This window comes from Rhizohabitans arisaemae (assembly GCF_025996515.1).
GTDB lineage: Bacteria > Actinomycetota > Actinomycetes > Streptosporangiales > Streptosporangiaceae > Rhizohabitans > Rhizohabitans arisaemae.
On record NZ_BLRH01000024.1, the window covers coordinates 68,236 to 91,379 of the forward strand.

Sequence of the window (23,144 nt, forward strand, 5' to 3'; positions counted from 1 at the left end):
AGACATGGCATGCTGCATGACGTGGCAGCCGAGACGCACGCGAACGTGACACTCATCATGGGCGAGGAGGAGTTCCTCGCCGACCGGGCGGTGGCGGAGGTCAGGGCGGCCGTTCCCGGGGCCGAGGTGCACGATCTCGTCGGCGGCAAGGTCGAGCCCGGGGACCTGGCCAGGTTGACGTCGCCGTCACTCTTCGGCGACCGCAGTCTCGTGGTCATCCGCGCCGCGCAGGACATCCCCAAGGAAGTCGTGCCCGAGGTGGTGGCGTACGCGGGGCGACCGCCGGAGGACGCCCTGGTCGTTCTGGTGCATCCGGGGGGAGTCAAGGGGAAGGCGCTGGTCGACGGGGTCAAGAAGGCGGGGGCCGCGGTCGTCGCGATCCCGAAGGTCACCAAGGCGGGGGAGCGGATCGCGTTCATCCGGTCGGAGATGCGCAGGGCCGGTCGCTCGATCGGCGAGGACGCCGCCCGCACCCTCCTGGACGCCGTGGGCAACGATCTGCGGGAGCTCGCCGCCGCCTGCAGCCAGCTCGCCCTCGACAGCGACGCCAAGACCGTCGACGAGGCCACCGTGCTCCGCTACCACCGGGGACGGGCCGAGGTCACCGGGTTCGCGATCTCGGATCTGGCCGTCGAGGGCAAGCTTGGGGAGGCGCTTGAGCAGCTGCGCTGGGCGATCGGGACCGGGGTCGCACCCGTTTTGATCATCAGCGCGCTGTCGAGGGGGCTGCGTTCCCTGGCCAAGGTGAGCGGGGGACAACGGGAGGCGCAGGCCGGCATGCCCCCGTGGATGGTGGACAAGCTCCGCAAGCAGCTGAGGGGTTGGGGGCCGGAGGGTCTGAGCGCCGCGATCCAGGCGGTCACCGAGGCCGACGCCCAGGTCAAGGGAGCCGGGGCGGACCCGGCCTACGCGCTGGAACGCGCGGTTCAGACCATCGTCGTCTCCCGCCACGGCCGCTGAGGCGGTCCCGGCTCAGCCTGTGGTGGTCGGCTCGGCGGCCTGGCGTTCGGTGACGGCGCCGTCGCGGATCTCCAGCACGCGGTCGGCGAGGGTGATCAGGCTGGGGTCGTGCGTGGCGACCAGCGCGGTGACGCCTTCGCTGTCGACCAGGGCCCGGATCAACTCCATGATCTGCCGGGCGGTCTGGGAGTCCAGCTGGCCGGTGGGTTCGTCGGCGATGAGCAGCCGCGGGGTGTTGGCGAGGGCGCGGGCGAGGGCCACCCGCTGCTGCTGGCCGCCGGAGAGCTCGTAGGGCCGCTGGTTGAGGTGCTTTTCGAGGCCGACGAGGGTGAGCAGGAGCCGCACCCGGTCCTCCCGTTCGGCGGTGGGGGTCTTTCGCAGGCGCATGGGGACGCCGACGTTCTCCGCGGCGGAGAGCACGGGGACCAGGCCGAAGGACTGGAAGACGAAGCCGATGACTTCCCGGCGGAGCCGGAGCAGCCCTTCCTCGGGGAGCGCGGTGACGTCCTGCCCGGCGACGACGACCCGCCCCGAGTCGGGGCTGTCCAGGCCGCCCACCATGTTGAGCAGGGTGGTCTTGCCCGAGCCGGATCTGCCTTGGATCGCGATGAGTTCCCCGGCCCGCGCGTGGAAGGTGACGTCGCGGAGCGCGGTCACCCGGGTCGGTCCGCTGACGTAGGTCTTGTGGAGGCCTTCGACCACGACCAGGTTGTCACTCATTGTCTTCCTCTCGCGGCCGGTCCGGCCACACGCCGATGTGGTCGCGTTCGAGTTCGAGCCGGACGCGTCGTTCCAGGTTGAGGGCGCTGGTGAAGTTGCGGGGGAGTTGGAGGCGCCCGACCCGGTCGAGTACCGCGTACTCCTCGGCGATGACGGTGCCGCTGTCTCCGACGCGCCGGAGTGTTTCGCTGCTGGTCCGTCCGTCGCGGATGCCGATGGTCCGGTCGACCTGCTCGGAGACCTGCGGGTCGTGGGTGACGATGACGACGGTGACGCCGAATTCGGAGCCGGCCCGGCGGAGGGCGCCGAACACCTCGGCCGAGGTTTCGGTGTCGAGTTCACCGGTGGGTTCGTCGGCGAGGATGACCTGGGGTTCGTTGGCGAGGGCCACGGCGATGGCGACGCGCTGCTGCTCGCCGCCGGACATCTGGGCGGGCCGCCGGTCGGCGCAGTGGGCCACTCCGAGCATGTCGAGGAGTTCGGCGGGGCGTTTGCGGTCGCGTTTTCCGGCGAAGCGCATGGGGAGCCGGATGTTCTCCAGCGAGCTGAGGTAGGGGATGAGGTTGCGCGCGGTCTGCTGCCAGATGAATCCGACGGTTTCACGGCGGTATTTCAGCCGGTCGCGTCCACTCATGGTGAGCAGGTCGGTTCCGGCGACCCGGGCGAGTCCGGCGGTGGGGACGTCCAGCCCGGAGAGGATGTTGAGCAGCGTCGACTTGCCGGATCCGGACGCCCCGACGACGGCGACGAGTTCACCGCGGTCGATGAGCAGGTCGAGTCCTTGGAGGGCGACGACTTCCACCCCGTCGGTTTTGAAGATCCGGACGAGGTTGTCGCACAGGATGTGGGCGTGTTCGCCGAAGACCGGCTTCTGCCGTACGGCTTCCGCCGCCAGGTCCGTATACGTCATTCCTGATCCCCTATCCGAAGGACGGTTCCGAGGGATCTGCGCCCGCTGACGGCGGTGACCGCCGAGACACCGGCGATCGTCAGGGCCGTGATCCCGAGAGCGAGGAGCCCGGGGAGGACCGGACTGAAGGCGTAGTGATCCACGGGGATCCCGCCGGCGTACCCGCTGAGGTCGATTCCGGCACCGATCACCTGGGGGAGCCCGGAGCCCAGCCCGAGCCCGGTGATCGCGGCGATGCCGATGATCGGTCCGATCTCCAGCAGGGTCAGCGTTCGGGCCTGCCGCCCGGACAGTCCCAGGGTCCGCAGGAGCGAGGCGGTTCGCGTCCGTTCCGCCGAGCCGAGCGCCAGCGACAGCAGGACCGCGATCAGGCAGTAGCCCGCCATCGCGACGACGGTCACCAGCAGCGCGTTGTGCATGACGCCGGACATCGGGCTCCCGGTCATCGAGGCGAGCACGCCTTCGTGGGTGAGCGCGGTGAGATGGGTGGTCTCCTCCGCCACGGCCGCCCGCAGCTGCGCCGGGTCGATGCCGCTTCCGCGGATCAGCAGCATGGTGGGCTTGGGGTCGCGGAGCGCCGAGTACGGTCCGACGATGAGCGGGTTGGGCGAGTCGGTGATCCTGGGGAACCCGTCGAGGGCGGCGGTCGCCGCGATGGGGAGCGTCACCCCCTGGTCCGCGCGGACCTCCAGCCCGTTGGGCGGGCGCAGCCGGGTGATCTGCGGGTGGGCGAGCACCGGGGTGGCGTCGGGGGTGGGCCATCCGGCGGGTACGGCGGTGGGCGCGGCGGGCAGCCCGAGCGGGCTTCCCTCGACGAGCTCGCGGTACGCCTTCAGGTCGACGGCGAGGAAGGTGACCGGTATGCCGTGGGGGGTGCCGTCGCGCAGTTGCGCGGTGGTGTCGAGGAACGCGGGGAGGACCTGTTCGACGCCGGCCACCCGGCGGACGCGTTCGACGGCCGCGGCGGAGAAGGGGTGGTCCGCGGCCATCCGGGCTCCGGCGCCGGTGAGCCGCCAGGCGGCCTCCTCCTGGGCCTGCGAGAGTCCCGCGGAGAGGGAGGAGCCGAAGACGGTGATCGCCGTCGCGGGCAGCAGGATCAGGACGGGCAGCGCGGTGAGGGCGCGGGAGCGGGCGGCTCCGGCGGCGCCGAGGAACGGTACCGCCGCCGTGGATCTGGCGGCCAGCCGGCTGACCAGGCGGAGCGGGTACGGGTAGAGGCGGAGCACGATGAGGGAGACGGCGAGGGTGAGCAGCGACGGCGCGGCGATCGTCAGCGGGTCGCCGGTGTCGGTGGTCAGGCCACGCTGCCGGATCAGCACGACGCCGACGACGGCGAGGACGACGACGAGCCCGTCGAAGACGAGCCGCGGGGCCGACGTCCCGCTTCCGGCGAGGTCGTGCCGCCGTGCGCCGTACGGCCGCAGGCGGCCCACGCCGAAGAGCGCGAAGAGGACCGCCCCCACCCCGATCAGCACGGGCGCGGCCACGGCCACCGCGGTGGTGCGCCCGGGGACGGCGACGCCGATCAGGTATCCGGCGACGGCGGGGGGCAGGGTGACCACGGCGACGGAGAGCCCGCCGAGGGTGAGGAGCTGGGCCGGGGAGGCGCCGCGTCCCCGCATCAGCTGGAAGCCGGGTTCCAGCCGGTCGGTGAAGAGGTTCACCGCGAGGGCGGTCACGCCGAGCGCCACGCCGAGGAGGGCGGCGAGAACCAGCCACATGATCGTTTGAGTGGTGCCGAGCTCTCGGAGGAACCCTTCGAGCAGCGGGGTGATGCCGCTGCTCACCGAGGCGGCGTCTCCGGTGGCGCTGTGTTTGGTCACCGCGGCCTCGAACGCCTTGACGGCGCCGATGAGGGACGGGGCGTGCTCGGCGGTGACCTTCGCCGGGATCACCGGGTAGCCCCACTGGTAGTGCAGGGTGCTGGAGCTCTTCGCCAGCAGGGCGAACCCTTCGGCTCCGGTCAGTCCTTCGCCCCACATCTCGAAGGCCTGGGAGTGCCTGATGTTCTTGATCTCGGGTTCGAGGAGGCGTTTGACCCGGGCCCAGTACGGCGAGGCGGGGTCGTTCGCCCGCCAGATGCCGCTGATCTTCAGCGAGTACGCCAGGTTGTGGGTGCCGACGAAGAAGACGGTGCCGACCTTCATCTCCATCATCTCGGCGGTGCGCGCGGACACGGCCAGGTCGATGGAGGGGACCAGGCCGAGCTTGGCGTGCTTGACCGGCGGGCTCGACGCCGCGGGCGGGCCGCCCGCCACGTAGGTGATGTGCCGCTCGGTCCCCGAGAGCCAGGTCACGTCGGTGAACTGGTCGGCGGCCCGGGTGCTGTTGGGGAGTCCTTCGATCACCGGTTCCCGCAGCGTGTTGACCCGTGCCTGGGCTTCCCCGACGAATGCGGAGAGTTCCGGGGCGAGCAGCCCGTGCCAGGTCCGGCCCGACCCCGTGATCTCCTCGGGGGAGGAGGGGCGCCTGGTCGGGTCGGCGGTGCCCAGCTGGGACACGAGGAGGTCGGTGGTCCCCGGCAGGGCCCGGCCCAGCTGCGCGCGGAGCGCGGTGTCGTAGGCCCCTTCGAAGCGCCGGGCCAGTCCGGAGACGAGCGAGACGGCGACGAGGATCAGGAGGGCGAGGACGAGCGCGGCGGCGGCTCGCGATCGGATGAGCCGGATGAGAACGGTCAGGGGGCTCATCGGGCCGCTCCTCTCACGGGGCCTCGCACAGGGGTCATCGGTCTGTTCCGTTTCTGAGCGCGTTGCCGAGTCCGCGTCGTCTCAGCGAACGGGCGAGACCGACCACGACGGAGGAGAGCAGGAGGAAGACGGCGGCGAGCAGGCCGAGCGCGGCGAGCCAGGGGATGACGAGTTCGACGGGCGGGCTGACCGCATTGGTCTGCCCCGTTTCCACGATGCCGGGGACCACCAGCCGGGAGATCAGCAGGGCCAGCGCCGTCCCGGCGGCCAGGGCGAGCCCCACGCCGAACGCCTGCTCGACCGCGAGCAACCCGAAGACCTGCCGGAATCTCACTCCGAGCGCGCGGAGCAGGGCGAACTCGGCTGCGCGTTCCCTGGCGGTCACCGCCGCGTTGATCAGGAAGCCGAGGGTGGCGAAGGCGAGGGCGGTGAGGAAGCCGATGACCAGGGCGCCTTGCAGCCCGGTGGCGAGAGGGTCGTCGCGCAGTTCCCGGTGGACGGCTTCGCGGTGCGCGATCGTGTGCCCCCATTCGGGGTGGGAGCCGAGCTCCCGTACCGCGCCGGAGTCGGCGGACAGCCACCATTCGACCGGGTCGCGGGGGACGGCCCCCGAGATCACGTCCAGGGTGAGCAGGCTGGGCAGGTCGACCAGAACGCCGTCGCGGCCGGCCGCCAGGGTGGGCATGGCGGTGAGGATCCCGGCCACCTTGACGGTGACGACCCCGGTGTCGAGCCGGAGCGGGGTGTCGTCGCCGACGCCCAGCCCGGCCTTGTCCGCCAGTCCGGCGCTGATGAGTGCGGGCAGGGTGGCCGGCGGTCCGCCGTACCCGGCTCCGGTCGGCACGGGCAGGACGGTCAGCGCGGCGGACGGTACGGCCGAGGGCCGTTCGGGCTTCGGGATCCGGAGGGTGAGCAGGTCGCCGGTCCGCGCCACGGAGGTGCCCCGCAGCTGGACGACCCGGTCGCCGCTGTGGGCCCATTCGGTGCCGGAGGCCAGGCTTATCTCGCCGGCCGGCTCGGTGAGAATCCGCTCCACGGCCACGGTGAGGGCGCTGGACGCGGCGGGCAGCGGGACGGAGAGGGTGAATCCCCGCAGGGTGAACGGATAGGCGAGTTTCCCGTCCCGGCCGGCCAGCGCGGTCAGGTCGACGGAGACCCGGTGGGTCTTCCCGTCGGGGACCAGGTCGCCGAGGGGGATCCGCCGGTGGAGACCCTGTCCGTCCCGCAGGATGGCCTGCATCGCCGCCCGCCGGTAGCCGTCGCCCTGGCCGGGGGAGTCGAGGGTGAGGCGGAGGTCGAAGTGGAGCCGTCCGGGCGTGCCGGGGATCTGCGGGGCGCGGTCCCCGGGACGCTCGGCGGCCAGCCGGGCCGCGAGCGCGGTCAGCGGCTCGGCGGCGAGGTCGGGTCGGAGCCGGAGCAGTCCGCCGATCCGCTCCGCGTCCGCGGCGATCAGCGTGACCTCGTCGCCGCCCGCGTCGGCGACGGAGCGGTGGACCGGGCTGATCCCGGTGACCCCGGGGACCGCCGCGTACCGGGCGCCCCGGCCGTACGGACCGAGGGTCCCGGTGAGCGAGGCGGCTTGGATCCGCACGTCGGCGCCGGTGCTCAGCTCCGCCTGGTCGGCTTGGGACCGCTGCCAGGTCGCCGTGGTGGCCAGGGAGACGATGCCGATGGCGACGGCCATGATGAGCAGGAGCGCCGGTCCGGAGTGGCGCAGCGGTCGGCGGCTCACCTGCCAGGCCCCGAGCGCGGCGGCGAGCCCGGTGCTCCGTGAGGTGAAGCGTTCGGCCAGCCGGGAGGTGAGCGGGACCAGGCGCAGCCCGAGCAGTCCGCCGCAGAGCAGGGCGAGCGCGGGGCCGCTGACGATCAGGGGGTCGACGCTCAGCTCCCCCGGCGCGGCGGAGACGGCGGCGGTGCCGTACCGCTGGAGCTGCCAGATCGCCAGACCCGCGACCACGAGCAGCGCCACGTCGGCCCCGGCCCGGCCGAGGGCCCCTCGGGTGCCTCCCCGGCCGCGCACGCTCTGCTCCTCGACGTAGGTCCGGCGGGCGCCGCTCAGGGCGGGGGCCGCCAGCAGGAGCGCCGCGCACAGGGCGATCGCGGCGGAGAGCGCGAACGGGGGCGCCTCCGGCAGCCGTACCCCGGTGGTCCATTCCAGCAGCGGTACGGCCAACAGGGGGGCGAGCAGGGCGCTCGGCGCGGCCGTCAGGGCGGCTTCGGCGAAGGAGAGCCCGGCGAGGCGGAATGTCCCGGCCCCCCGCGAACGCATCAGGGCGACCTCCATCCGCCGATGGTCGGTGAGGAGGCGCGCGGTGAGCAGGAGGGCGTACCCGGCCAGGATGATCAGTTGGAGGACGGGGACGAGCATCGTCGATCGGGCGACCACCGCGGCCCGGTCGATCTGGGTGAGCAGTCCCGGGAGGTTGCTCACCGCGCGGCAGGACGAGCATCCCTCCTTGACCGCGGCGTCCAGCCCCGAGGTCGCCTGGGCGAGTGCGGCGAGGTCGCCCGGATCGAGGTTGCGGAGGTCGGGGCTGACCAGCCAGGTCGCGGTGACCCCGGTGGCGAATCGCCGCAGGAAGGTGTCGGCCGGGACCATGAGGGGGCCGTAGACGGTGAAGTCGCCTTGCCGGACCCCGGTACGGAGCAGCGGCTCGCCGGCGAGCCGCTCGTCGTCGGGGCGGTTGAGGGTGTAGAGGCCGGTCACCCGGACGTCGACGGGCCGGTCGCCGAGCCTGCTCCGGAGGGTGATCAGATCCCCGGAGTTCACCCCCATGGGACGTGCGGCGTTTTCGGAGAGTACGGCCTCCAGGGTGTCGCCGGCCTTCGGCCAGCGGCCCGCGACGAGCCCCGCGACGGATTCCAGCCCCTCGTACACGCCGAACACGGTGAGGTCGGGGCGGGGCAGGCGTTCCTGGCCGGGCAGGCTGTAGGAGTCGGAGAGGGCGCTCATCACGGTCGTCGTCGGCACGCCGGGGTGGGCGGCGGCGGCCCGCTGGCGCATCCGGGCGTCGGTCTCGGCGAAACCCTGCCCGCTGACGACGGCGGAGATCTTCGCGCTGAGGGTGCCGAGCGGCGCGTCCGCCAGGGCTTTTCGGACGCCGAGGTCGGTGACGGTCGCCGCGTAGCTCACCAGGGCGACGAGCACCGTGGTGGCGAGCAGGATCGAGGAGAACGCGGCGAAGAGCAGCAGCGGTTCGCTGCGAGCGCGTCGCAGGATAAGTGGCCGTCGCTCCCGCATAGCGCCTCCCATAGCCCCCGCTGGAACGCTTGACAGCGTTTAACAGCGAGGGATCTTGTACAAGAGGGATGGCGGAAGCGTGATCAGTCCGAAACAAGGGTGACGGACACGCGTAAACGCCGCACCCCTCCAGGGGTACGGCGTGGCTGCGGCGTCGGCGCCCTGAGGGCAGGGCCTTACTGCGACTGGAGCGCGAGGGCGCGCTTGGCGATCGCCGACTTGCGGTTGGCGGCCTGGTTCTTGTGGATGACGCCCTTGCTGACAGCCTTGTCCAGGTTGCGGCAGGCGGCCTGCATGAGGGTGACGGCCTTGTCGACCTCACCGGCGTCGGCAGCCTCACGGAAGCTGCGGATCGACGTCTTCAGGGCAGACTTGACGGCCTTGTTGCGCAGGCGGGCCTTCTCGTTCTGAAGGTTACGCTTGATCTGGGACTTGATGTTCGCCACGAAGAAGCCTCTGGTTGTGTCGGTGGGATGCCGGCGTGGGCACGGTGCTGGACACGCCGAACGCGATTGAGCAGGCTACCGATTACGCGGGTCCCGACTCAAACCGGAGGTCACGAGAGCGGCCTGCCGGACCAGTTTAGCGCAGGGTCTGTGCCGGAACGTCGGAAGTCCATGACTACGGTACCCTTCGATGGTCAGGGTTGGCACCGGGACATGCCACCATGGAAGTCGGCTGGTATGCCGACCACTTAAGTCTGACGAATCTTCCGAAACGGATCGCGGTGACCACGCCTCAGCCCGACCACACCGACCCTGCGATGATCCGCAACTTTTGCATCATCGCGCACATCGATCACGGCAAGTCGACGCTTGCCGACCGGATGCTGCAGTTGACCGGTGTCGTCGAGGAACGGCAGATGCGGGCTCAATACCTGGACCGCATGGACATCGAGCGCGAGCGCGGGATCACGATCAAGTCCCAGGCGGTCCGGCTGCCCTGGACCGGGCTGGACGGGCGTCCGTACATCCTGAATCTGATCGACACCCCGGGACACGTCGACTTCTCCTACGAGGTTTCGCGGAGCCTGGCCGCGTGCGAGGGCGCCGTGCTCGTCGTGGACGCCGCACAGGGCATCGAGGCGCAGACCCTGGCCAACCTCTACATGGCGCTCGGCGCCGACCTGCACATCATCCCGGTGCTGAACAAGATCGACCTGCCCGCGGCGCAGCCCGACAAGTACGCGGTGGAGATCGCGAACATCATCGGCTGCGACCCCTCGGACGTCCTGCGGGTCTCCGGGAAGACCGGCCAGGGTGTGGACGAGCTCCTGCACGAGATCGTCGCCCAGGTGCCGGCTCCGGTGGGCGACCCCGACGCACCGGCCCGCGCCCTCATCTTCGACAGCGTCTACGACACCTACCGGGGCGTCGTCACCTATGTGCGGGTGGTGGACGGTCGGCTCTCCAAGCGGGAGCGGACGCTGATGATGTCCACCGGCGCGGTGCACGAAACCTTGGAAGTGGGCGTGATCTCCCCCGATCCCAAGCCCACCAAGGGCCTGGGGGTCGGCGAGGTCGGCTATCTGATCACCGGCGTGAAGAACGTCCGCCAGGCACGCGTCGGCGACACCGTGACCACCTCGGTGAAGCCCGCCGGCGTCCCGCTCGGGGGATACGAGCACCCCAAGCCGATGGTCTTCTCCGGTCTGTATCCGATCGACGGCGACGACTACCCCGAGCTCCGCGAGGCCCTGGACAAGCTCCAGCTCAACGACGCCGCGCTCGTCTATGAGCCGGAGACCTCGCTGGCGCTCGGGTTCGGGTTCCGCTGCGGGTTCCTCGGCCTGCTGCACATGGAGATCGTCCGTGAGCGGCTGGAGCGCGAGTTCGGGCTGAGCCTGATCTCCACCGCGCCCAACGTCGTCTATCGGGTGATCACGGAGTCCGGCGAGGAGCTGGTCGTCACCAACCCCTCGGAGTTCCCCGAGGGCAAGGTCGGGCAGATCTTCGAGCCGACGGTGAAGGCGACCGTGCTCTCCCCGGCGGACTACATCGGCGCGATCATGGAGCTCTGCCAGGGCAGACGGGGCGCGCTCCAGGGGATGGACTACCTCTCCGAGGACCGGGTGGAGATTCGCTACACCCTCCCGCTCGGCGAGATCATCTTTGACTTCTTCGACCAGCTCAAGTCCCGCACCCGCGGCTACGCCTCCCTCGACTACGAGCCCTCCGGCGAGCAGGAGTCGGACCTGGTGAAGGTGGACATCCTGCTGCAGGGCGAGCCGGTGGACGCCTTCAGCGCGATCGTGCACCGGGACAAGGCCTACTCCTACGGGGTCGAGATGGCCAAGAAGCTCAAGGAGCTCATCCCGCGGCAGCAGTTCGAGGTGCCGATCCAGGCCGCGATCGGCGCCCGGGTGATCGCCCGGGAGAACATCCGCGCCATCCGCAAGGACGTCCTCGCCAAGTGCTACGGCGGTGACATCACCCGGAAGCGCAAGCTGCTGGAGAAGCAGAAGGAAGGCAAGAAGCGGATGAAGATGGTCGGCCGGGTGGAGGTCCCGCAGGAGGCCTTCGTCGCGGCACTCTCCACCGACTCCTCATCTGTGGACAAGGGTAGGAAGTAGCTCAGAGCGGGAGCATCGCCGTCAGCTTGGCGATCCCGTCGGCGAGTCGCGCTCGGCTTCGCCCGAGCCCTCGATCTCGCCGGTGTGCCACCCAGGGCAAGGCGCAGATCAGAGCGGGAGTATCCCGGTCAGCTTGGCGATCCCGTCGGCGAGGACGCCGACCTCCGCGAGGCGGTTCAGGGCGGCGGTCAGCCGCCGCCTGCCGGGCCGCTCCGACCGGGCCTCCGCGGCGATGTCGTCGAGGTCGCGCTCGGCTTCGCCGGGGTCCTCGATCTCGTCGCGGTGCCTCCTGATCAGCTCGCGGAGCTCGGCGACGACCGCGTCGAGCTCGGCGGTGCCCGCTCCGGTGTTCTGTACGGCCGTGGCGCCCGGCCCGACGGCCATCGGGCCGCTCACGGTGCCTCCGGTGATCTGAATCCCGTAGTTGTCGGCCATGTCCACTCCTTTGGGGAGACGATTGCTTCGGGGAGACGCCGCACGTTCCTCAGCCGCACGCCAGCCTCGCGCACCCCGGGATCGGGGGCAAGCGCTTCGCGACGGAGCGTGGCAGCATCGTGTCATGAGGGTTGTCACGGTGAGCGCGGGTCGTGTCGTCGACGCGGATTGGGCGCAGTTGCACCGGACCGGGATCGACAAGCGTCCGGTGCCCGGGCGGGTCGCGGTGCGGGCCGAGGGACTGGACGGGGACGAGCAGGCCGATCGGAAGAGCCACGGAGGGCCGGAGCAGGCGGTGTACGCCTACGCGCGGGAGGACCTGGACTGGTGGGCCGCCGAGCTGGGCCGGGAGCTGCGCGACGGGATGTTCGGGGAGAATCTGACCACCCTCGGCCTCGACGTGAACGGGGCCCTGATCGGGGAGCGCTGGCGGATCGGTTCGGCGCTCCTGGAGGTCACCGCGCCCCGCGTTCCCTGCGCGACGTTCCGCGGTTGGATGGGTGAGCCGGGCTGGGTCAAGCGGTTCACTCAGGCGGAGCGCCCGGGGGCCTATCTGCGGGTCGTTCAGGATGGGGAGCTGGGGGCGGGGGACGGGATCCGGGTGGAGTTCCGGCCCGAGACCCGGGTGACCGTGGCGGAGTCGTTCCGTGCCTACCACGGTGCCCGCGAGGTGATGCGGCGTCTGCTGAAGATTCCCGGCCGGAGCCACAAGTGGGACTCGGCGGCCAAGCGGGTCCTGGGCGACTGACCATCCCTTAGCCGGAAATTTCGTGATTCCGGTACGGCGTGCGCCGGGCGGCCGGGTGCGGCGTGTGCGTGCCGTCGCGCGTGACGGTTGCTCGCGGAGGTCGGGTGCCCGGGTTCGGCGAAGCCGGGTGAACCGCCTGCGGCCGTACCGGATGGGAAAAGGGAAGGTCTGGTACGGCGTGCGCCGGGCGATCCGTGCGGCGCGGTGGCCGGGCCGGGCTGAGCCTGAGCCGCCCGATGGCCGTGCTGGATGCGGATTGTCGTACCGGTCCGGGAGAATCCGTCCGGGAAAACACCCATGTCCTGAGCCGGTGAACCGGCTCAGGACATGGGAAGGCCGCGCGGATAGGGGGCCGCCTGATATCCGCGCGGCCTTTGAGGGGTCTCGTGACCCCTTACGCACGAGGACCGGACGCGACCCAGGACGCCGGTCCCCGCACGGGCTTCATCAGTCCAGGACGCGGGCGAGCGCCTTGGTGAGGGAGGCGTTGGCGTCGTCCTGGTCGAGGGACCACATCATGGAGCCGCCCAGGCCGTTCCGCTTGATGTACCGCGCCTTCTGGTGCATCTGCGCGGGGTCGTCGTAGGAGTGGAAGTCGGTGCCGTTGTAGAGCCAGAGCGCGCCGGTGGCCGGGTTGCGGAACCTCGGGCCGGGCAGGTTGGCGACGGTGCGGTAGTCCAGGCTGGCGACGCCGGTGCCGGGCTGGAAGAGGCCGTTGCCGCCGGGGTGGTTCACATTGGTCCAGCTCTGGCTGTAGGACGGCACACCCAGGACGAGCTTGTGGCGGGGGGCGCCTTGCGCGATGTAGTTCTGGATGGTGGCGTCGTTGCTGAACCGGATCGGGTTCGGGTCGTTCGGGTCGGTGTAGAGGTTGCTGCCGTGGCCGGTGGTGCCGGACCAGGGGCCGTGCAGGTCATAGCCCTGGATGGTGCCGAAGTCCAGGTACTTGAAGATCTTGTTGACCTCGATCCCGGCGGTGATGGCGCGCGGGTTGGCCGGCAGGTAGGCGGTGAGCTCGTACTTCCTGCGGACCTGCTTGCCGTAGGCGTTCAGCTGCTTGCGGAACTCGGCCAGCAGCGCGGTGAAGTTCTCCCGGTCCTCGGGACGGATCACGTTGCCCACGTTGGCGGTCCAGTTCGGCCACTCCCAGTCGATGTCGAACCCGTCGAAGACGCCGAAACCGGAGCCGGGGCCGCCCTGCGGGTCGGGGCTGAACACCGGCAGGTTGCCCTTGAGCCAGATGTCGATGCAGGACTCCACAAAGGCGGTGCGCGAGGCCGGGGTCAGCGCGGCGTTGGAGAAGAACCGCGACCAGCTCCAGCCGCCGAGTGACATCAGCACCTTGAGGTTCGGGTGCTTGGCCTTGAGCTTCTTCAGCTGGTTGAAGTTACCCGCCAGTGGCTGGCCCCACTCGTCGGCGACGCCGTCCACCGTGAGGTTGGCCGGCAGGCGCTGCTGGTAGTCGGCCCACGGGTCGCCCTGACCGGCGGTCGGCGTGACGAAGCACTTCCCGTCCTCGCTGACGTTGCCGAACGCGTAGTTGACGTGGGTCAGCTTGGCTGCGGCACCGCTGGTGTCGATGTCCTTCACATGGAAATTGCGTCCGTAGACGCCCCATTGGAGGAAGTAGGCGACTTTCTTGTAGTCGTCATCGTCGCCCAGGGACTTGGCCTGAGCGGGAAGGGCGATGGTCGTGAGACTTGCGGTAACCAGCATCGCGAGAGCGACGCGGAGGCTCCGTGCCACGGCGGTTCCTTTACGAGTCGGGGGTTACTCTTAAGAAACTTTCCTTATAGTTAGGCCCGGATCGTATTCCCGGGGGGTTGGCGCGTCAATGGCTTGGCGCGGACAAGGCAGACTGGTATACGTGCCTTCCGTACTTCCCGACGGCGAAGCCGTGCCTGCCACCGGAGAACTGCCCGCCACCGCCCTGGAGGGGCTGGGGGAGCGGCCGTTCGGGTTCTATGTGCACATCCCGTTCTGCGCCACCAGGTGCGGATACTGCGACTTCAACACCTACACGGCGACCGAACTGGGATCGGGGGCCTCGCAACGAGAGTACGCCGAGACGGCCCTGCGGGAGGTACGGCTGGCGCGGGCCGTGCTCGGTGAAGTGAATCTTCCCGTCAAAACTGTGTTTTTCGGCGGCGGCACCCCGACCCTGCTCCCCCCGGGAGACCTCGCCCGGCTGCTCCGCGCGATCGGCGACGAGTTCGGCCTGGCGCCGGACGCGGAGATCACGACCGAGGCCAACCCCGACTCCGTCGACGTCGCCGCGCTGGCCGAACTCCGCGAGGCGGGGTTCACCCGGGTGAGTTTCGGCATGCAGAGCGCGCGGGAGCACGTGCTGGCGGTGCTCGACCGCCGGCACACCCCCGGGCGGGCCGCCCAAGCCGTACAAGACGCTAAAAAGGCAGGTTTTGCCCACGTCAACCTTGATCTGATCTACGGGACGCCGGGCGAGTCCGACGACGACTGGCGGGCGTCGGCCGAGGCCGCGCTCGCCGCCGAACCCGATCACATCTCCGCCTACGCCCTCATCGTCGAGGACGGCACGCGGCTCGCCGCGCGGATCCGCCGCGGTGAGCTGCCCGCCCCCGACGACGAGGCGTGCGCCGATCGGTACCTGATCGCCGAGTCGCTCTTCACCCAGGCCGGGCTGGAGTGGTACGAGATCTCCAATTGGGCCGCCTCGCCGCAGGCCCGCTGCCGGCACAACCTGCTCTACTGGACCGGGGGCGACTGGTGGGGGGTCGGGCCCGGCGCGCACAGCCACGTCGGCGGCGTCCGCTGGTGGAACGTCCGGCACCCGGCCGCGTACGCGGGCCGTCTCACCTCCGGCGCCTCACCCGCGCACGCCCGCGAGCTGCTCTCCGCGTCCGACCGGCGGATGGAACGGATCATGCTGGAGCTTCGCCTCGCCGACGGCTGCCCGCTCGGCCTGCTCCCCGGGCGGGCGGCGGCCGACGCCCTGGCGGACGGGCTGCTGGAGGAGGACGCGTACGGCGCGGGGCGCGCGATCCTCACCCTCCGCGGGCGGCTCCTCGCCGACGCGGTGGTCCGCGATCTCACATGAGACGGGGCTTTACGGGATATCAAGGGGAGTGAGCTGAACAGCGGAGGGATCCAAGCATGAGATGTGCCGTGTGCGGAACCGATCGCACCGTCGAGGAAACCCAGTGCGGACGCTGCGGAACGCTCTACCGGCCCGCACCCCCCGATCGGGAGACCGGGTACGGGCCGCCGCCGGATCTCGGCAGGCCGCCGGAGCCCGAACCCCCGTCCTGGCGGGACACCCGGGGCCGGCGTCCTTACCCCGAACCGGTGTTCGCCCCTTTCGGCGGACCGGAACCCCACGGCCACGAACCGCCACGGGACCGTCCCGAGTTCCTCGACTCCGACGACTGGCCGGAGGACGAGCCGTTTGAGCCGGAGTACCCCACCCGTGCGGAGCCGCCGGGACCCGAGCGGGGACGCCGCTCCCGCCGCCTCCTCGTCGTCCTCGCGATCGTCGCGCTGGCCGGGGTCGCGACCACGGCTTTCGTGTTCGCGCTCGCCGGCGGTTCGGAGCCCGCGCCGGACCCCGCGCCGGAGGACTCGGTCGCCGCGGACGTCTCGGGGCGGCCGGGGACCGACCCGGTCGTCCCCGACGTCGTGCTCCCCCCGCCGCCCGGCGCCGATCCGGGTTCCGGCTCGGAGCCGCCGTCCGCCGAGGGGTCGCCGGGCAAGGAGCAGGCCCTCGCCGTCGACGAGCTGCTCGACGGGAGCGAACCGAGCCGGGGGGCGCTCGGCCCGGCGATCGGGCGGGTACGGCGGTGCGAGGAGGCCGGGACGGCGACGATCGAGCGGGTCACGGAGGAACGGGGCGAGCAGCTCGCGCTCGCCGAGACGCTCACGGTCGACGCGCTGGCCGGAGGGGAGGAGCTCAAGGAGCGGCTGATCCGGGTGTTCCGCAGCTCCAAGAACGCGGACGAAGGGTATCTGGCCTGGGCCCGGCGTTTCGTCGCGGGCGGGTGCGCCGGCGAGGTCGGGGCGGATCCGGACTACCGGCGCGGCGAGGACGCCTCGCGGGAGGCCGTGGCGGCCAAGCGGGACTTCGTCGAGCTCTGGAACCCGATCGCCGAACGCGAGGGGCTGAAGCCCAGAAGCGCCGCCGAGATCTGAGGTCGGCCGACCCGGGTTTCGGTCGGGCCGCAACCGGCTGCTCCGTCGTCTCGGACCCGGCTGGGCGGCGGGGTCCGAAAACGCGGTTTGGGATCCTACTTGATCATGCGGATGTTGAACGGATACCGGTAGTTCTCCCCCCGGTTCGCGGCCAGGGCGGCCATGATCGAGAGAACGAGGGCCCCGATCGAGACCACGAAGATCAACAGGAACCCGATCAGTATGAGCATCAGGATGCTCGACACGATGGCGGCGATCGCCACGGTGATCTGGAAGTTGAGCGCCTCGGCCGCCTGGTCGCGCACGTAGGGCGACTCGTCCTTCTTCACGATGTACATGACGAGCGGGCCGACGAACGAGGTGAACAGGCCGAGGAGGTGGGAAACCATGGCCATCGTCGTGTCGTCGGAGCCCGGCCGCGGCCCGTAGGCGCCGGGGACGTGCCCGTAGGAGCTCGCGGGGGCGCCGTACCGGCCGGCGGGGGGATACCCCTTCGCGAAGCCCGGCTCGGCGTAGGGCGGCGGCTGCTGGTAGGGGCCGGACTGGTAGGGCTGCTCGTAGGCGGGTGCCTGCGGCGGATAGCCCTGATCGTATTGCTGCTGCGGATAGCCCGGGTCGTACGGCGGCGGGGCCTGCCCGTACCCGGGATCGTGCTGTCCGTACGGGCTCTGCCCGTACCCGGGGTCCTGCTGTCCGTACGGGCTCTGCCCGTATCCGGGGTCCTGCTGCTGTCCGTACGGACCGTGCCCGTACCCGGGGTCGGCCTGGTGCCCGTACGGGGACCCGGTCCCGTAGGCGTCGCCCGATCCGGTGTCGTGCCGGGTCTGGTCGTACCGTCCGGAGGAGTCGTGGTCGTCGCGGGGGCGGTGCGGCTCACTCATGCATTGAGACTACTCGCCGGACGCGGTCACGAAATCAATGAGTTCCTCGACCGGGGCCAGGAGTTCGGGTGACAGATCTTTGTAGGTCGTGACCTGCCGGAGAATGTGGCGCCACGCGGTGGCCGGGTCCACGGCCCAGCCGAGCGCGGCGAGCACGCCCTCCTTCCACGGCCGCCCCCGGGGGACCTGCGGCCAGTGCTCGAAACCGAGCACCGAGGGTTTCACCGCCGCCCAGACGTCGACGAAGGGGTGCCCGACGATCAGGACGTGCGGGGAGCCCACCTGGGCGGCGATCCGGCTCTCCTTCGAGCCGGGGACCAGGTGGTCCACGAGGACCCCGAGGCGGCGGCCGGGGGCCGGGTCGAAGGCGGCGACGATCGAGGGCAGCTCGTCCACGCCGGAGAGGTATTCCACGACCACCCCTTCGACCCGGAGGTCGTGGCCCCAGATCTTCTCGACCAGCTCGGCGTCGTGCACCCCCTCCACGTAGATCCGGCTCGTCTGGGCGACCCTCGCCCGCAGCCCGTCCACCGCGATGGAGCCCGACGCGCTGCGGCGCGGCGCGGGCGGCGCGTCCGTGACCGGCCTGACCAGGGTGACCGGCTCCCCGTCCAGCAGGAAGGCGGCCTGTTCCAGCGGGAAGAGCCTGCGCCGCCCGTGGCGGTCCTCCAGGGTCACCGCCTCCTTGTCGCAGGCGACGACGGCGCCGCAGAAGCCCGAGGAGGCGTCCTCCACGACGAGTTCCGGTTCGGCCGGTATCTCCGGGACCCGCCGGCGGCGTCGCGGGTCCGGGGCGAGCACGTCGCGGTCGTACCTGCCTGGGGGTGAGACCATGGCATCGCACCTTAGTGCGAACAAATCACCCGGAACTTCATCGACACGCGGGGTGGATCCGGGTATCCGGACCGGACAGCCGACCGTCACTCCCACCTTTATCCGGGCGCTCACCCGCGTACACTTGGCACTCAGAGACGTCGAGTGCCAAGGTGGCCGTTGTGGGAGGTGAGCGCGTGCTCGATGACCGCAAACTCGCGGTGCTCCGTGCCATTGTCGAGGACTACGTGTCCACCAACGAACCGGTGGGCTCCCGAGCGCTGGCGGACAAGCACAACCTGGGCGTGTCTCCGGCCACGATCCGCAACGACATGGCCGCGCTCGAGGAGCAGGGGTACATCACCCAGCCGCACACGAGCGCCGGCCGGGTGCCGACGGACAAGGGCTACCGGCTGTTCGTGGACCGCCTGTCCCAGATCAAGCCGCTGTCCGTCGCCGAGCGGCGGGCCATCGAGACCTTCCTCGGCGGTGCCGTCGACCTCGACGACGTGGTCATGCGCACCGTACGGCTGCTGGCGCAGTTGACGCGCCAGGTCGCCGTGGTGCAATATCCGTCGCTGACCCGTTCCGCGGTACGCCACGTCGAGCTCGTCCGGGTCACCGACCGGCGCGTGATGCTGGTGCTGATCACCAACACCGGACGGGTCGAGCAGCGCACGGTGGAACTGCCCGACTCGGTGGCCGAGGACACGGTCGCGCACCTGCGCGCCGTGCTCAACGCCTGCCTGGACGGTTGCCGGCTCACCGACGTGCCCGCCACGGTCGGCGATCTGCCGGATCGGCTTCCGGCGGAGGAGCGGCCCGTCGCCGCGACGATTCTGTCGGTGTTGCTGGAGACCTTGGTGGAAAAGCACGAGGAGAAGATCGTCTTCGCCGGGGCGGCCAACCTCGCGGCCGTGGACTTCTCGGTGGGACTTCGCGACGTGCTCGAGGCGTTGGAGGAGCAGGTTGTGCTCATGCGGCTGCTGGGTGAGACCTCCGAATCGTCGGCACTTCACGTGCGGATCGGTTCGGAGAACCCGTACGGTCTCAGAGGCACCTCGGTCGTCGCCGCGGGCTACGGCTCAGGCGACAAGGAACTGGCCCGGCTCGGTGTGCTCGGGCCGACTCGGATGGACTATCCCGTGACGATGAGAGCGGTGCGCGCAGTGGCACGTTACGTCGGACAGATTCTGGCGGGGTCCTAGTGGCCCGGGATTACTACGCGACCCTTGGGGTGCGCAGGGACGCCGGTCCCGACGAGATCAAGAAGGCTTACCGCCGGCTCGCGCGTGAGCTGCACCCGGACATCAACCCGGACCCGGAGACGCAGGAGCGGTTCAAGGAGATCACCCAGGCCTACGAGGTCCTCTCCGACCCGCAGAAGCGGCAGATGTACGACCTGGGGGCGGATCCCTTCGCCTCGGCCGGCGGCGCCGGCGGGTTCGGCGCGGGCTTCCCGTTCAGCGACATCATGGACGCCTTCTTCGGCCAGGCCGGGACGGCACGCGGTCCCCGGTCCCGCGCCCGCCGCGGCCGCAACGCCACCATCCGGGTCGAACTCGACCTGGTGGAGACCGCGTTCGGCACCACCCGGGAACTCGTGGTGGACACCGCGGTCCTGTGCGAGGTCTGCACCGGCTCCGGCGCCGCCTCCGGGACGCACCCCGACACCTGTGACATGTGCCACGGCCGTGGCGAGGTCTCCCAGGTCACCCGCTCCTTCCTCGGCCAGGTGATGACCTCGCGCCCCTGCCCCCAGTGCAGCGGCTTCGGGTCGATCATCCGCCATCCCTGCCAGGAGTGCTCGGGCGAGGGCCGGGTGCGCACCCGCCGGACCATCAAGGTGCGGATCCCGGCCGGCGTCGAGGACGGCACCCACATCCAGCTCGCGGGCGAGGGCGAGGTAGGCCCCGGCGGCGGCCCGGCCGGAGACCTCTTCCTGGAGATCGTCGAGAGGGCGCACCAGATCTTCGAGCGGCGCGGCGACGATCTGCACTGCACCGTCCAGCTCCCGATGACCGCGGCCGCGCTCGGCACCCTGCTCACCGTGGAGACCCTCGACGGCTCCGAGGAGGTCGACGTCCGGCCGGGCACCCAGTCCGGGCAGGTCATCCCCCTGTACGGGCGGGGCGTCCAGCGGCTCAACGAGTCGGGCCGGGGCGACCTGCTCATCCACGTCATCGTCGAGACCCCCACCCGCCTCGACGCCGAGCAGGAGCAGCTGATGAAGGAGCTCTCCCGGCTCCGCGGCGAGGAGCGGCCACGCGGCAAGTTCGCCCCGGGACAGCAGGGGTTCTTCTCCCGCCTGCGAGACGCCTTCAACGGCCGCTGATCGACGGTGAGCGCACCCGTCTTCCTGGTCGAGCACCTCGACCCGGACGCCGAGCAGATCACGCTGGACGGCCCGGAGGGGCGCCACGCGGCGACGGTACGGCGGCTGCGGGCCGGTGAGCGGGTCGACCTGACCGACGGAGCCGGTCAGGTCGCCGAGTGCGTCGTCGCCGACGTGCTTAAGGACGCCCTTCGGCTCCGCCCGCTCCGGCGGTATGCCGTGCCCGCGCCGCAGCCGCGGCTCGTCGTGGTCCAGGCGCTGCCCAAGGGGGATCGGGGCGAGCTCGCCGTCGAGCTGATGACCGAGGTCGGGGTGGACGTCGTCGTGCCGTGGTCCGCGGCGCGCTGCGTCACCCGGTGGCGCGAGGACCGGGCCGGCAAGGCGCTGGCCCGGTGGCGGAGCACCGCCCGTGAGGCGGCCAAACAGGCCAGGCGTTTCCATCTCCCCGAGGTGACCGAACCGGCGAACACCGCCGAGGTCGCCGCGCTCCTGGCCGGGGCGGCGCTCGGCATGGTGCTGCACGAGCGGGCGGCCGAGCCGCTTTCGGCGATCGCCCTGCCGGCCAAGGGCGACCTGGTCGTGGTGGTCGGTCCGGAGGGCGGGGTCGCCGATGAGGAGATCGCCGCGTTCCGGGAGGCCGCGGCGGTGCCCGTACTGCTCGGCCCGACGGTGCTGCGCACCTCGACGGCCGGGGTGGCCGCGGCGTCCGTGATCTTTTCCCGTACCGGCCGCTGGTAGTCCGGAAACCGGGTTTCGGACTACCAGCGGGCGCGCCTTAAGTCGCCGGGGCGCTGGGCGGGATCTCGGTCAGGGTCTGGACGGGCTTGGGACTCTTCTCCGGGGTCGGGCAGCTCGCGTCGCCGCACCCCGGCGCGGAGGCGCTCGGCGTCGGGCCCGCCGACGGCGACGGGCTCGCGCTCGGATCGGGGGTCTCGGTCTCCGGCTCGGGAGAGGCGCCGCAGGTCTCGGTGGGGACCGGCTCGGGGTGATCGGAGGCCGGGTCGACCTGGGTGGGGCTCGCCGTCGGCGGGCAGGGGCTCGGCGTCGGCGTCGGCTTGGCCGTCGGCGGCGGTGAGGAGGGCGGCGCCGTGCCGGGCGGCGGGACGGCCTTGGTCGGCCCCGGAAGCGGGAGGACCCGCGTCGGCTCGGGGCGGGTCGTCCCGGACTTGTCCGGGGGACGCGTGCGATTCTGGGCGAGCGAGATCTCGTCCTGCTGGGTCACCCGCTCGCGGAGCTCGGGTACCGCCATCACCACCGCTCCCGCGACGACAAGCGCCGCGGCGAGGGAGAACATCGGTCGCCACCACCGAAAGGGGCGGCCCCGTTCGATGCGCGTGCGGATGATCTCCAGGCCCTCGGCGGAGGGAACGATCGGATCCACCTCGGCACGCAGGGCACGGCGAAGCCGCTCGCCGTACTCGTCGTGCGGTTCGGTCATGACAATTGCTCCAGTACTGTCCGTAGCGCGCTCATCCCCCGGGCGGTGTGACTTTTCACCGCACCTCGGCTGATTCCCATCGCGCTTGCGATCTCCGCTTCTGACAGATCCCCGTAGTAACGCAGCACTAGAGCCTCTCGCTGGCGGGTTGGCAGGCCTCGCAAGGCTTCGATGACGGCCGTCCGCTCGAACTCGCCGATCGCCCCGTTCTCCGCGCTCGGGGCGTCGGGCAGCCCCTTCGGGGCGTATTTCTCCACAACGGCCCGGTGGCGCAGCACCGAGCGTGAACGGTTGACCACGGACTGGCGCAGGTAGGCCAGAGCCTTGTCGGTGTCCCGCAGCCGCCGCCATGCCCCGTGAATGGCGACGAACGCGTCCTGGACGACCTCTTCCGCGGTGGCGACGTCACGCACCAGCAGCACGGCGAGACGCACCAGCGACCGATAGTGGGCACCGTAAAGCGCGGTCACGGCGGAATCCGCGTCCCACCCGACGGGCACCGCCCCGAGGGACCGGTCGGCCACGAGGGTCTCGATGGTCACATCCGTTGGACGCGTCGCCTTGTCGGCAGGTTTACTCTCTGGTGGTTCTTTAGGGGGCATAACCCGGTGGCCTCGCCCGACGATTGCCGATGTTCGTCGCAGGAGTGTCGCACACAAACCCTAGCTGTCTGGATCATTCGGTGCGGCATCCGGGGCATCACCGATTGGCAACGGGGGCCGGGGTTCGGCGGCACGGCTGCCCCTATGATCGAGGGTGACAACGGATACGCAGGTCAGGCTCATGGCGGGCGGCCGGGCGGACGACGAGGAGGCGGCGGTGGCGGATTGCCTGTTCTGCGGGATCGTGGCGAAGGAGATACCCGCCACAGTGGTCGGTGAGACGGATCTCACCCTGGCCTTCCGCGACATCAACCCGCAGGCCCCGACGCATGTCCTGGTGACGACCAAGGCCCATCACGAGGACGTGGGCTCGCTGGCCTCCGCCGACGCCGAGGCGCTCGCCGCGCTGCTCCGGGAGTGCCGGCGGGTGGCCGAGGCCGACGGGATCGGCGACGCGTACCGGGTGGTCTTCAACACCGGCGCGGGAGCCGGGCAGAGTGTGTTCCACGTCCACGCGCACGTCCTCGGCGGCCGCGGGCTGGGCTGGCCTCCGGGTTGATAAGACGGTGCGTCACCAAGGTGACGCCACTACCATGGCAGACTGTAACCGAAGCGCTCAATGCGGGAGGCGAGCAGGC

Annotated in this window: 20 protein-coding genes; 9 read left to right on the forward strand and 11 right to left on the reverse strand. The window is 70.9% G+C overall.

Features of this window, described 5'->3' with window-relative positions:
* The first annotated feature begins 9 nt into the window (after positions 1-9).
* Positions 10-960: a DNA polymerase III subunit delta gene (gene holA, locus RUR_RS10600; RefSeq protein WP_283134795.1), complete on the forward strand. Its 951-nt coding sequence runs from the start codon at positions 10-12 to the stop codon at positions 958-960.
* 12 nt (positions 961-972) lie between these two features.
* On the opposite strand, the gene RUR_RS10605 is transcribed toward holA, so the two are convergent.
* The 5 genes from RUR_RS10605 to rpsT form a co-directional block, all read right to left on the reverse strand.
* Positions 973-1,680, reverse strand: a complete 708-nt coding sequence (locus tag RUR_RS10605) for an ABC transporter ATP-binding protein (protein ID WP_283134796.1) — start codon at positions 1,678-1,680, stop codon at positions 973-975.
* Positions 1,673-2,590: an ABC transporter ATP-binding protein gene (locus tag RUR_RS10610; RefSeq protein WP_283134797.1), complete on the reverse strand. Its 918-nt coding sequence runs from the start codon at positions 2,588-2,590 to the stop codon at positions 1,673-1,675. Before RUR_RS10610 ends, RUR_RS10605 begins: the two co-directional genes overlap by 8 nt.
* Positions 2,587-5,277 carry an FtsX-like permease family protein gene (locus RUR_RS10615; RefSeq protein ID WP_283134798.1) on the reverse strand — a complete coding sequence of 897 codons (2,691 nt, stop codon included), beginning with the start codon at positions 5,275-5,277 and terminating at the stop codon, positions 2,587-2,589. Before RUR_RS10615 ends, RUR_RS10610 begins: the two co-directional genes overlap by 4 nt.
* Before the next feature lie 34 nt (positions 5,278-5,311).
* Entirely contained in the window at positions 5,312-8,518 is a 3,207-nt protein-coding gene (locus RUR_RS10620; protein ID WP_283134799.1) for an FtsX-like permease family protein, read from the reverse strand.
* Between the two features lie 176 nt (positions 8,519-8,694).
* Positions 8,695-8,964: a 30S ribosomal protein S20 gene (gene rpsT, locus RUR_RS10625; protein WP_283134800.1), complete on the reverse strand. Its 270-nt coding sequence runs from the start codon at positions 8,962-8,964 to the stop codon at positions 8,695-8,697.
* Positions 8,965-9,281: 317 nt separating this feature from the next.
* On the opposite strand from rpsT, the gene lepA reads away from it, so the two are divergent.
* The gene (lepA, locus tag RUR_RS10630; RefSeq protein ID WP_283134801.1) at positions 9,282-11,090 is read left to right on the forward strand and encodes a translation elongation factor 4; all 1,809 of its coding nucleotides are present in this window, start codon (positions 9,282-9,284) and stop codon (positions 11,088-11,090) included.
* A 108-nt stretch (positions 11,091-11,198) separates the two neighbouring features.
* Here lepA and RUR_RS10635 read toward each other — a convergent pair whose 3' ends face one another.
* Complete coding sequence (locus RUR_RS10635; RefSeq protein ID WP_283134802.1) at positions 11,199-11,525, reverse strand: DUF5955 family protein; 327 nt, start codon at positions 11,523-11,525, stop codon at positions 11,199-11,201.
* A 124-nt stretch (positions 11,526-11,649) separates the two neighbouring features.
* On the opposite strand from RUR_RS10635, the gene RUR_RS10640 reads away from it, so the two are divergent.
* The gene (locus RUR_RS10640; protein ID WP_283134803.1) at positions 11,650-12,273 is read left to right on the forward strand and encodes an MOSC domain-containing protein; all 624 of its coding nucleotides are present in this window, start codon (positions 11,650-11,652) and stop codon (positions 12,271-12,273) included.
* Positions 12,274-12,720: 447 nt separating this feature from the next.
* Here RUR_RS10640 and RUR_RS10645 read toward each other — a convergent pair whose 3' ends face one another.
* A complete protein-coding gene (locus tag RUR_RS10645) occupies positions 12,721-14,019 on the reverse strand; it encodes a glycoside hydrolase family 18 protein (protein WP_283134804.1) in 1,299 nt (432 codons plus the stop codon).
* Positions 14,020-14,140: 121 nt separating this feature from the next.
* On the opposite strand from RUR_RS10645, the gene hemW reads away from it, so the two are divergent.
* Positions 14,141-15,349: a radical SAM family heme chaperone HemW gene (hemW, locus tag RUR_RS10650; protein ID WP_283134805.1), complete on the forward strand. Its 1,209-nt coding sequence runs from the start codon at positions 14,141-14,143 to the stop codon at positions 15,347-15,349.
* A 56-nt stretch (positions 15,350-15,405) separates the two neighbouring features.
* On the forward strand, positions 15,406-16,437 hold the full coding sequence (locus RUR_RS10655; protein WP_283134806.1) for a hypothetical protein: 1,032 nt from the start codon (positions 15,406-15,408) through the stop codon (positions 16,435-16,437).
* 95 nt (positions 16,438-16,532) lie between these two features.
* Here RUR_RS10655 and RUR_RS10660 read toward each other — a convergent pair whose 3' ends face one another.
* Positions 16,533-17,318, reverse strand: a complete 786-nt coding sequence (locus RUR_RS10660; protein ID WP_283134807.1) for a DUF4870 domain-containing protein — start codon at positions 17,316-17,318, stop codon at positions 16,533-16,535.
* Positions 17,319-17,327: 9 nt separating this feature from the next.
* Entirely contained in the window at positions 17,328-18,152 is an 825-nt protein-coding gene (locus tag RUR_RS10665) for a DUF3097 domain-containing protein (RefSeq protein WP_283134808.1), read from the reverse strand.
* 176 nt (positions 18,153-18,328) lie between these two features.
* Here RUR_RS10665 and hrcA point away from each other — a divergent pair, with 176 nt between their 5' ends.
* The 3 genes from hrcA to RUR_RS10680 are packed head-to-tail and all read left to right on the forward strand — an operon-like array spanning position 18,329 to position 21,204.
* A complete protein-coding gene (gene hrcA / locus RUR_RS10670; RefSeq protein ID WP_283134809.1) occupies positions 18,329-19,339 on the forward strand; it encodes a heat-inducible transcriptional repressor HrcA in 1,011 nt (336 codons plus the stop codon).
* Positions 19,339-20,466 carry a molecular chaperone DnaJ gene (gene dnaJ / locus RUR_RS10675; RefSeq protein ID WP_283134810.1) on the forward strand — a complete coding sequence of 376 codons (1,128 nt, stop codon included), beginning with the start codon at positions 19,339-19,341 and terminating at the stop codon, positions 20,464-20,466. The genes hrcA and dnaJ overlap by 1 nt, the downstream gene beginning before the upstream one ends.
* Before the next feature lie 6 nt (positions 20,467-20,472).
* A complete protein-coding gene (locus RUR_RS10680; RefSeq protein ID WP_283134811.1) occupies positions 20,473-21,204 on the forward strand; it encodes a 16S rRNA (uracil(1498)-N(3))-methyltransferase in 732 nt (243 codons plus the stop codon).
* Positions 21,205-21,241: 37 nt separating this feature from the next.
* Here the strand turns inward: RUR_RS10680 and RUR_RS10685 are convergent, their stop codons facing one another.
* Both RUR_RS10685 and RUR_RS10690 read right to left on the reverse strand, forming a co-directional pair.
* The gene (locus RUR_RS10685) at positions 21,242-21,904 is read right to left on the reverse strand and encodes a hypothetical protein (RefSeq protein ID WP_283134812.1); all 663 of its coding nucleotides are present in this window, start codon (positions 21,902-21,904) and stop codon (positions 21,242-21,244) included.
* On the reverse strand, positions 21,901-22,506 hold the full coding sequence (locus RUR_RS10690) for a SigE family RNA polymerase sigma factor (RefSeq protein ID WP_283134813.1): 606 nt from the start codon (positions 22,504-22,506) through the stop codon (positions 21,901-21,903). The genes RUR_RS10685 and RUR_RS10690 overlap by 4 nt, the downstream gene beginning before the upstream one ends.
* Positions 22,507-22,687: 181 nt before the next feature.
* Between RUR_RS10690 and RUR_RS10695 the strand changes: the two genes are divergently transcribed.
* Entirely contained in the window at positions 22,688-23,065 is a 378-nt protein-coding gene (locus tag RUR_RS10695) for an HIT domain-containing protein (RefSeq protein WP_283134964.1), read from the forward strand.
* The last annotated feature ends 79 nt before the right edge of the window (positions 23,066-23,144 follow it).